Raw genomic sequence first — 10071 nt, 5'->3', positions numbered from 1 at the left:
TTGGCGAGGAGGATCGCGCCCCGACACCCGATGAGCTGGACGCGATGCGCGCCCTGGTGCGGCAGGCCATGGAAGACGGCGCCACCGGACTGTCCAGCGCACTGATCTACCCGCCCGGCATCTACGCCAGCGATGACGAGATCGTGGCGCTGGCCAAGGTGGTCGCCGAATACGGCGGCGCCTATTCCACGCACATGCGCAACGAAAGCCACCACCTGCTGGAGGCCATCGATCAGAGCATCGCCATCGGCCAGCGCGCGGGCGTGCCGGTGCACGTCTATCACCTCAAGGCCGCCGGGGCGAAGAACTGGCCCCTGATGCGCGACGCGCTGAAGCGGATCAACGCGGCGCGCGATCAGGGCATCGAGGTGACGGCGGACATCTACCCCTACATCCGCGTCGGTCTCGGGCTCGCCGCACTGGTACCGCCGCAGTACTACGCGAACGGCGTCGAGGCCCTGCAACAGCGGCTGTCCGACCCCGACCTGCGGCGCCAGATCCGCGCCGAGATGGAAGCCGGCGACACCAGCTTCGAGAACTACTACGACCACACCGGCCAGAACTGGGACAAGGTGCTGATCATCTACGCCGGCAACGCCGCGGACCCGTCCGTGGCCGGCGAATCAGTCGGCGAGGCCGCCAGCACGCGCGGCATCGATGTCTGGACCCTGTTCTTCGATCTGGTCCAGGCCGGCGGCGTGGTCGTCACCCCCGAGGTACTCGACGAGGCGCAGAAGGTCGAGGCGCTCAAGGAGCGCTGGGTGATGATCGAAACCGACATGTCGCCGGTGAACCCGGAGACCGCGCAAAGCTCGCATCCGCGGGCCTTCGGCGCCTTCCCCCGCGTGCTGGCGAAATACGTGCGCGAGGACGGCATCATTCCGCTGGAAGAGGCCATCCGGCGCATGACCTGGATGCCCGCCCGCATGCTCGGCCTGCCCGATCGCGGGCTGATCGCCGAAGGCATGGCCGCCGACCTCGCCCTGTTCGATCCCGAGCGGATTCAGGACAAGGCGACCTTCGAGGATCCGCTGCAGTTCTCCGAAGGCATCGATTGGCTGTGGGTCAACGGCACCGCCGCCATCGCCGACGGCCAGCTCACCGGCGCCCGCCCCGGCCGCGTACTGCGCCGCCCCGTTCTCAAGGCCGCCGCCCGATAGCGGCGGCATTCGACTTCATGATTCGACGGAGTTTGTCCATGTTCCTGTCATCCGCTCGCGGCCTGCGTCCGCTCGCCGCCACGCTGGTCGCGCTGCTGGCCACCGCCTGCCAGACCACCCCGCCCGCACCGACCACCGCGCCCATCGTCAAAGACCACCGCGGCGAACTCGTCTCCGTCGAACTCGTGCGCACGGTGCCGCGAGACGAAGGCGTGCAGGCGGCAAATGAATTCCACTACAGCGAGCAGCTCGGCGAGCCGGCCTGCGGCGTCAAGATATACCGCCTGCTGTTCAAGACCGTGGGCGTGAAAGGCGAACCGGAACAGACCTCCGGCGCCATGGTCGTGCCCGACGGCTGCCCCGCCCCTTACACGGTGATGGGCCTGGCTCCCGGCACCCGCGTCAAGGCCGGTGACCAGACCGCCGATCGCGTGAAGACCTTCTTCGCCGGCTACGGCTACGTGATCGTCATGGTCGACTACCTCGGCCTCGGCGCCTCGGACTACCCGTATCACCCGTACCTGCACGCCGATTCCGAAGCCACGGCCATGATCGACGGCCTGCGCGCCGCGAAGGCCGCCATCGCCCAGGAAGGCATTCCGGTCGCCGGCCCGATGGTGCTCACCGGCGCCTCACAGGGCGGCCACTCGGTGCTCGCCACCCAGCGCGCCATCGAGGCCGACTACGCCGACGAATTCCAGATCGCCGCCGTCATGGCCAGCAGCGGCCCCTACTCCATGACCGACACCTTCCTCGACGGCTGGCAAGGCCTGACCACCGCCGGCCCCAACCCGCTGGCGTCGATCCTGTTCTCCTACACCCTCTACAGCTACCAGCAGGTGTACGGGAATCTCTACGACAGCCCGACCGAGGTCTGGCAGGCGCCCTACAGCGACATGGTGGATGACTACTTCCCCGGCCCGCTCAACCTGATCAAGCTGTGGCAATCCGGCGAATTCCCGCCGATCCAGAACCTGGCAACCCTGCGCGAGCCGGCCTTCGTCGACGCCGTCGCCAGCGACCCGGACCACCCGTTCCGCCAGAACCTCGCCGCCAACGACCTGCTGGACTGGACGCCCAAGGCCCCGCTGCTGCTCTGCGGCTCCAGCGGCGACGCCGTCGTCGACTTCAAGAACTCCGAAACCGCCTACAAGACCTTCAAGGCCGCCGGCGCCAACGTCACCCTGCTCGACACCAAGCCCTTCCTGCCCGAAGGCCTGAACGGCTTCCAGCACCACGCCGCCGGTGGCGGTACGGCCTGCACGATCGCGGCATTGAAATCAGCGTTCGGGCCGGTGAGGCAGGCGGTGCTGGCGGCTGCGGGCGCCACCGCCACGCCTTAGTCCCTGCCAACATCAAGCTAGAGAATGATCGGAATGCTCTGCTCAGGACATCACGACACAATGGCTAAATTTGCACGCTCATTGCACTCGGCCTGAACCAGGTTGGTTTTTTCAATTTTATTCCCAACTTGCCAACACTAAGCCGCATGATCGCTACGGTGAGCGCTACGCTTTAACAGGCTTTCCGCGGGGATTGAGAAAGTCTCGTGCAATCCCTCGATCATGCGGAGTGTCAGGGGCCGTTTCCGAGCCAGAATCTCGTAGACCCGATTCTTGCGCCCAATGACCGGAACGAGATCTTCCACGGTCAGGCCCTGCTGCTCCATTCGGAACTTGATGGCCTCGACCGGATCGGGGAAATCCATCGGGTAGTGCTCCCGTTCGTAGGCTTCAACCAGCGTTACAAGCACATCCAGCCGATCCCCTTCGGGCGAGCCGGCCTCCGCGGCCATGAGGCCTTCGATTTCCTTCAGGGTTGCCTGGTAGTCAGCTTCTGTTTTGACGGGACGAATTTCCATAGGACACCTCAAATTGTCTGTGCATCAATTTGGTCGTACTGCTTGTGTGTTCCGATGAAGCGGATATAAACGACGCGGTACGCGTAATTGATCCAAACCACCACCCGATATTTGTTGCCAGCGATGTTGAAGACGGCACGGCCATTTCGCAGGATGCTGGCGCTTGAGAACTGGGCTTTCACCTCATTCGGAGTAGACCAGTCAGCCTTCAAGGTTTCCCGATACCAGGCCATTCCCGGCGCGATGGAATCCGCGTAAGACGGCGAGCTTTCCCAGAAATTTCTCAGCGTCGACAGAGCGATGATGCGCATGGCTGAATGGTAGTCCCATTTTGGGACTCGAACAACTGAAGCCCACCAGTTTCATCGCAGTTGTCCCTTGAACCCAAGCCAGCGAGCCCATGCGTTCAAACAAGCCGAAGAAGCTACCGCGGCACAACTCCAAGCCGCCGCGCCGAATCCTGCTGCGTCTGCTGTAACGATTCCGTCAGCCATTGCACGAATCGATCGGCTCTCGCATCGGTCCCGGCGGGCTCTCGTGCCAGCACGCGGTGCGATGCGCTGGACACCAGGTCGGCGTCCACGGCGGCCACGAGTTCTCCGGATTCGAGCAGTCGCTGGACGCTGACGATGCGTCCGAGCGCGATACCCTCTCCGTAGATGGCGGTCTGGTAGGCCAGTGACGCGAGGTTGAACCGGCGTTCGGCGATGACGTTCACACCGGGCACGGGGCCGCGAACGGCCATCCATTCCTGCCACTCGTTGGCGATGCTGCCGAACGGTTCGGGCCAGGCGGCGCTGTCGTGCAGCAGTTCGACATCCACCAGTGTGTCGCCGGCTTCATCCAGGCGACGCCGCAGCTCGGGTGAGCAGACGGGCAGCGTGTATTCCTGGACCCGGGCAAGTTCGTGCACGCCCTCGACGGCGGTATGGCCGTAGTCGATGAGCACATCGACGCCCTCGGCGTCCATCCAGGCGACGCTGGGGGTGGTCATTTCGGCTCGAACCTGGAGTTCGACATCCGGATATTCGCGGTAGAAGCCACGCAGGTTGGGCATCAGCCATTCGGTGGCGACCGAAGGCGAACAGCTCACGACCAGAGCACGGCGTTCCAGCCGCTGGATCTGGGTCAGGGCCGATTGCAGCGACGCGGAGACGTCGTCCATGGATCTGGCGAGCAAGCCCCCGGAGGCCGTGAGGCGCACGCCGGTGTGCTCGCGGGTGAACAGGTTCACGCCCAGCCGCTGTTCCAGCCGCAGAACCCGCTGGCTGACAGCGCCCTGGGTCACGTGCAGCTGCGCGGCGGCGGCGGTGATGCTGCCGAGGCGGGCAACGGCGCGAAAAATCCACAGGTCGGACATGAGCTGGGCGTCCACGCGCGTGGCGCGGCGGCGTTCCCCATCGGAGATATTCAAGGCTGCGGGTCGGGCTTCAATGGCATCCGGAAACGATACAACGCCTGGGCGTGCGGACGAATTCCGAGATAACACCGATGGCAGGCCGCGACGGCTGCTGCAGGGTCTCGCGGCATGACTGCATCCACATTTCGATTTCCTTCCGCCCTGCTGCTCTCGGCCACGCTGGCCGGCCTCGCGGCCTGTCACCGCACGCCGGAGCCAGCCTACGATCTGGTGATCCGCAACGCCCGGATCATCGATGGCAGCGGCCAGCCTGGCTTTGCCGGCGCGCTGGCGGTTAAGGGGGATCGCATCGCCGCGCTGGGTCCGACCGTCGACGGCGCGGGCCGGACCGAAGTCGACGCCCGCGGACTGGTGCTGGCACCTGGTTTCATCAACATGCTGAGCTGGTCCACCGAATCGCTGCTGGCGGACGGTCGCGGCATGAGCGAGCTGCGCCAGGGCGTGACCTTGCAGGTCATGGGCGAAGGCTGGTCCATGGGGCCGTTGACGCCGGAGATGGAAGCCGAGATGCGGCCGGATTTCGCCGCCGAACTGGGCGATGCCCCCCTGCCCTGGACGACGCTGGACGAGTACCTGAGCTTCGTCGCAAACCATGGTGTTACGCAGAACATCGCGTCCTTTGTTGGCGCGACCACGGTGCGGCTGCACACACTCGGCCGCGGCAACCTGCAGCCGAGCGATGAGCAGCTACGGGCGATGCGGCGGCTCGTGCGCGATGCGATGGAAGACGGCGCGCTGGGCGTGGCTTCGGCACTGATCTACGTGCCCTCGACCTTCGCGACCACGGAGGAACTGGTCGCGCTGGCCGAGACCGCCGGAGCCTGCGGCGGGATTTACGTCACCCACATGCGCAGCGAAACGGACCAGATTCTGGAGGCGGTGGACGAAACGCTGACCATTGCCCGTCGCAGTGGCACGCCCACGGAGATCTATCACCTCAAGATGGGCGGCCAGGCCAACTGGGACAAGCTGGACGAGGTGGTCGGGCGCATCGAGGCCGCCCGCGCCGACGGGCTGCGCATCACCACAGACATGTATCCCTACGTGGCCTCGGCAACCGGGCTGGATGCGGCGATGCCGCCCTGGGTGCAGGAAGGCGGTGTGGACGCCTGGATCGAACGGCTCGGGAACCCGGAGATCCGCGCCCGCGTGGCCGCCGAAATGCAGGCCGAAACCAACGACTGGGAGAACCTTTATCGCGTGGTCGGCGGCGCCGAGAACATGCTGCTGGCCGCCTTCGAAAACCCGGACCTGCAACCGCTGGTGGGCAAGACCCTGGCGGAGGTCGCCGAGGCGCGCGGCACCTCGCCGGAAGAGACCGCGATGGACCTGGTCATCGAGGATGGTTCGCGGGTCGGCGTAGCCTACTTCGCGATGTCCGAAGCCAACACCCGGGCTCAGCTCAAGTTGCCGTACATGAGCTTCGGGTCGGACAGCCCGGCCGTCGCGGCGGAGGGTGATTTTCTCAAGTACAACCCGCATCCGCGCGCCTACGGAACCTTCGCGCGTGTGCTGGGGCATTACGTGCGCGACGAGCAGGTGATGTCGCTGACCGAGGCCGTGCGAAAGATGACCTCGCAGCCGGCCGACCACCTCGGCCTGCTCGATCGTGGCCGGTTGCAGCCGGGCGCCCATGCGGATCTGGTGCTGTTCGACCCGGCCACCATCACGGACCACGCGACGTTCGCCGAGCCCCATCAGTACGCCACCGGCGTATCCGATGTCTGGGTCAACGGGACGCGGGTGCTCGCGGACGGCCAGCCCACCGAGGCCCGCCCCGGTCGGGTGGTGCGCGGTCGTGGCTGGAGCGATGCCCCGGCTGGCGGCTGCCGGACCAGTCCCGCCGAGTGGACCTGGCCGGGGCAGCCGGAACCCCAGGCCGGCTAAGCCATGCGCCACCGGGCCCAGCGCCCTGTTCGACATCAACGGAGTGATTGATGACAGTCTTTTCCGGCCGGATCGTGAAGGCCTATGTGATCCCCGCCGCGGTGTTCCAGTCGGTCAACATCGGTGGCGGTTACGCGACCGGCCGGGAGCTCGTGGAGTTCTTCACCCAGTACGGGCCCGTCGGCGGCGTCATCGCGCTGGTGCTGGCAACGGTGCTGCTGGGCATCATCCTCGCGGGCACCTACGAGTTCGCCCGCGTGTTCCAGGCCTACGACTACCGCAGCTTCTTCCGCCACCTGATCGGTCCGTTCTGGCGCGTGTTCGAAGTGCTGTACCTGACCACCGCCATGGTCGCCCTCGCCGTGGTCGCCTCGGCATCCGGCAAGATCACCGCGGACATCTTCAAGATTCCCGAGTCCGTCGGAATCGTCGGAATGGTCGTGTTGGTCGGCCTGCTCAGTTTTTTCGGTCGAACGCTGATCAAGCGCGTGCTGACGCTCTGGTCCGCGGTGCTCTACGCGGTGCTGGCCCTGTACGTGGTGCTCATGGCGCTGCAGCACGCGCCCGAGATCGCCAATACCCTCGCCTCCGGCGACATCCTGCCCGGATGGATGCTGGGCGGCGCGACCTACGCCTGGTTCAGCGCCGCGGCCATACCCAGCGTGCTGTTCGCGCTGCGGGACATCCAGACGCGGCACGAGGCGGTGGTCTCCGGATTTTGCAGCGCCCTGTTCTTCATCGCGCCCGCATTCCTGTTTCACCTGTCCTTTCTGGCGATCTACCCCGCCGTCATCTCCGCCGAACTGCCGGTCTACGAAACGATGGCGCTGCTGGCGATGCCGGCGCTGGTCTCGATCTACACCATCGTGCTGTTCGGCACGCTGGTGGAAACCAGCGCGGGGATCGCGCAGGCGGTCAATGAACGCATCGACGGCGCGCTGATCGAGTCCCGCGGCACGCCGGCCACGCGCAGGACCCACCTCGCCGTCGGGGCACTGGGGCTGACGCTGTGCATCCTGCTGTCACAGTTCGGCATCGTCGCCCTGGTCGCCAAGGGCTACGCCCTGCTCTCCTGGGGATTCCTGCTGGTCTACATCGCGCCGCTGTTCACGATCGGCATCGTCAAGATGCGCGGGCGCGCACCACGAACAGGCGACGCGGGCTGACGGGCTGACCTACGACGCAGCCGGCGTTCACCCGTTCATCACGGGCGATCGTGAGCGCCGGCTGGCATGGTTCGCACATGCTGGCTCTTTTTTCCCAATCAGTAGTGAATCCGTCGACATCCAGTAGTTACACGGATGTCCGCATCCGGAGATCGGCGTGGACTAGTAGGCACGGTGCAAACCCATCGCATCCGCAGCTCAAACACGGTGGACACGTAATCATGCTTTCGACTCAGCTCCCGCCCCTGAATGCCCGTCTGGCCGGCAGTGCCCTGCTGGCTCTCGCCGCACTCGTCATCCCGTTTCACGCCTCCGCGCAAACGGAAACACCGGACTCCGAATCTTCAACCGAAGAGACGGACACGCCCGAGGCCGAGGACGACTCGGTCGACCTCGGAACCATGATCATCAGCGGCGAGAAGATCCAGCGCACCGCGCAGGAATCCACGACCTCCGCGAGCATCCACAACGCGGAAGATCTGGAGCGGAACGGCGACGAATCGCTGGGTGATCTGCTGCGCCGCGTGGCCAACGCGAACTTCAACGAGGAAGGGCGGGTCAGCATCCGCGGCATTTCGCAGAACGGCGCCGCCAACGGGTCGGGCGCCCCGCTGATCAGCGTGCAGGTTGACGGCGTGACCCTGGACCGGAACTCCCAGCAGTCGTCGGTCAGCACCCTGTTCGACGTGGAGCAGGTGGAAATCCTCCGCGGCGCCCAGTCAACGAGCCAGGGCCGCAACGCACTGGGCGGCGCCATGATCGTCCGGACCAAGGAACCCACCTGGGTCTGGGGCTCGGTGGTCCGGGCCGGCCTTGGATCTCGCAACGCCTTCGAACTCGGTTACGCCGGCGGCGGGCCAATCCTCGATTCGCTGGCGTTTCGCGTCTCCGGCCTCGTCAACAAGGATGACGGGTTCATCACGGACATCAACACCAATGATGACGAGTACGCGAAATCACGCACCGAGGTCGGCCGCTTCAAGCTGGCCTGGGCGCCGCTGGGCATTCCGGGGCTGACCAGCCGCCTGGGGATCAGCAAGTCGAAATTTCAGGGAAAACGCGTCTACAACATGGAACCGGGCGAGGCAGCCAGCGACCCGGCGTTTTACCGGACCAGCTCGGCCAACGACCCGGCGTACAACGACGTGGACAGCCGCACGGCGTCCTGGGAAACGGTATATGACCTGGGCGACCTCCAGTTCACCGCGGTCACCGGCTGGATGAAGTCGGCGCAGGACTACCTGCTCGACTACGACGGTCTGGACTACGACGACGGCGCCCTGGACACCGCCTACCGCGGTGAGAACTGGACCCAGGAACTCCGGGTGAACCTGAGCTCCCCGGAGGTCTACAGCGGCGTGATCGGGGTTTACGGCGGCCGATTCGACACGTCCACCCTGATCGAGGCGGAGGGCGTTCCCTATGTGGAGAATCCGCCGATCTTCGCGGACTACGAGCAGGAGCTCGTTCAGGAAGCGGAAAACATCGCGATCTTCACGGAGTTCGATATCGAGCTGCCCTATTCGCTGACCGCCACCCTCGGCCTGCGCTACGACCGCGAGGAACTGGATTCACGCGACCGCTTCCTCACGACGGCGGCGACCTCCGGTGGCCTGGACGTGCTGCCGCTCGTCCTGGCAACGGGGCAGACGCCCGACACCGACGGCTTCCAGGGCGGCAAGACGACCTACGACGCCATCCTGCCCAAGGCTGGGCTGCGGGCCGCGCTGTCGGACCAGTGGTCGGTGTTCATGACCTACAACGAGGCGTATCGGGCCGGCGGCGTTGATGTCGACACGGAAAGCGGCAATGCCGTCGAATTCGATCCCGAGTACACCAGGAACTACGAGATCGGCGCGCGCGGCCAGTTGCGCGAGCTGGGCATCGATTTCTCCGCCAACATCTACTACATCGACTGGGAGGACCAGCAGGTTCCGGTTCTCGCCGGCAATTTCTTCATCACGCAGAACGCCGCCAACTCCCGGCTGTACGGGGCCGAGACCAGCGTCAGCTGGGAGGCCACCGATGCCTTCACCTTCGATCTCACCGCCGGCTACGCCGACACCAAGTTCCTGGAGTTCGAACAGAACGGCGAGGACTTCTCGGGCAACCAGTTCGTGTTCGCGCCTGAGTACACCGGTGCCGTCGGCGTGACCTGGACGCCGACGGAGAGCTTCACCGGCACGATGTCCTACTCGCATCAGAGCATGACGTTCACCCAGCCCGACAACCTGGATTCGGAACGCGGTGACGAACGCCAGTTGCTCGACGGCCGGCTGGCCTGGAAACGTGGCCACTGGCAGCTCTCGCTGGTCGGCAAGAACCTGCTGGACGAGGACTACGTGACCTACTCCTTCCAGTACCCGAACGGCGTGCCCGCCGACTCCGGCGCCCGTGGCTACGCGACCTACGGCCGCCCGCGGACGGTGTTCGGCTTCGTCGAGTGGTTCCTTTAGGGAAGCACTGAGTTATTCACGCCACCAAGACGGAGCCGGTTTTCGCGCAAGCCCAGGCGGAGTGAGCGCCGCTTGGTTATTCCAAGTCAGCGAACAACAACGCAGGATTGCGGGAAAACCG

At 65.4% G+C, this 10071-nt stretch carries 8 protein-coding genes; 5 read left to right on the top strand and 3 right to left on the bottom strand.

Translation table 11 applies throughout. The annotated features are described in order from the left end of the window. A partial coding sequence (locus ABNS06_RS09090; protein WP_348674058.1) for an amidohydrolase family protein occupies positions 1–1160 on the top strand: 1160 nt, incomplete at its 5' end. 38 nt (positions 1161–1198) lie between these two features. After that, positions 1199–2503, top strand: a complete 1305-nt coding sequence (locus ABNS06_RS09085) for an alpha/beta fold hydrolase (protein WP_348674056.1) — start codon at positions 1199–1201, stop codon at positions 2501–2503. Between the two features lie 137 nt (positions 2504–2640). Here the strand turns inward: ABNS06_RS09085 and ABNS06_RS09080 are convergent, their stop codons facing one another. The 3 genes from ABNS06_RS09080 to ABNS06_RS09070 all read right to left on the bottom strand — a co-directional run bounded on the left by ABNS06_RS09080 (position 2641) and on the right by ABNS06_RS09070 (position 4435). Next, entirely contained in the window at positions 2641–3021 is a 381-nt protein-coding gene (locus ABNS06_RS09080; protein ID WP_348674054.1) for a transcriptional regulator, read from the bottom strand. Positions 3022–3029: 8 nt separating this feature from the next. Then, complete coding sequence (locus tag ABNS06_RS09075; RefSeq protein ID WP_348674053.1) at positions 3030–3332, bottom strand: type II toxin-antitoxin system HigB family toxin; 303 nt, start codon at positions 3330–3332, stop codon at positions 3030–3032. A 113-nt stretch (positions 3333–3445) separates the two neighbouring features. Continuing rightward, positions 3446–4435, bottom strand: a complete 990-nt coding sequence (locus ABNS06_RS09070) for a LysR family transcriptional regulator (protein ID WP_348674052.1) — start codon at positions 4433–4435, stop codon at positions 3446–3448. Positions 4436–4549: 114 nt separating this feature from the next. Between ABNS06_RS09070 and ABNS06_RS09065 the strand changes: the two genes are divergently transcribed. The 3 genes from ABNS06_RS09065 to ABNS06_RS09055 all read left to right on the top strand — a co-directional run bounded on the left by ABNS06_RS09065 (position 4550) and on the right by ABNS06_RS09055 (position 9950). Further along, complete coding sequence (locus ABNS06_RS09065; protein WP_348674050.1) at positions 4550–6328, top strand: D-aminoacylase; 1779 nt, start codon at positions 4550–4552, stop codon at positions 6326–6328. Positions 6329–6378: 50 nt separating this feature from the next. Beyond that, entirely contained in the window at positions 6379–7494 is a 1116-nt protein-coding gene (locus tag ABNS06_RS09060) for a hypothetical protein (RefSeq protein WP_348674049.1), read from the top strand. Positions 7495–7715: 221 nt separating this feature from the next. Continuing rightward, entirely contained in the window at positions 7716–9950 is a 2235-nt protein-coding gene (locus ABNS06_RS09055; RefSeq protein WP_348674048.1) for a TonB-dependent receptor, read from the top strand. Positions 9951–10071 lie beyond the last annotated feature (121 nt).

The sequence above is a fragment of the uncultured Abyssibacter sp. genome, assembly GCF_964000955.1.
Lineage (GTDB): Bacteria > Pseudomonadota > Gammaproteobacteria > Nevskiales > OUC007 > Abyssibacter.
Note: the sequence above shows the minus strand (reverse complement) of the source record. Positions and strands in the feature narration are given on the sequence as shown.